Source organism: Pseudomonas sp. SDO5522_S412, assembly GCF_054071215.1.
In genome coordinates, this window is record NZ_JBSVWQ010000457.1 from 1 (window position 1) to 318 (window position 318).

A 318-nucleotide genomic window follows, 5' to 3' on the forward strand; every position below is an offset into this window, starting at 1 on the left:
CCGACGCGGTCTTGCATCAGCAGGTTGCCCGCCGGGTCGTGGACGAAGCGTTCCTGCAGGTCGTGCGAGTGGTTGGCGCGAGTCAGGCGGTCGAGCGGGTCGTAGTGGTAGTCGTGCTGACCTTTTCGAGTGTCGAGGATGCGGGTGAGGTTGCCGCGTTTGTCGTAGTTGTATTGGCGGCGCTGGTAGCGTTGTTCCTGTTGGGTGATCGCGTGGGCGTGCAGGCGGCCCTGGTCGTCATAGTGGTAGTGGCTGAGGAGTTGGCCCTGCTGGCGTTGGTGTTCGCGGCCGGATTTGAACAGGTGCGAGGTGAGCAGG

The 318-nt window shown here is 63.5% G+C and carries 1 pseudogene; it reads right to left on the minus strand.

What is annotated here, in order from left to right:
* Positions 1 to 318 (minus strand): annotated as a pseudogene (locus tag ACW9I6_RS32440) (type IV secretion protein Rhs); the annotation flags it as partial.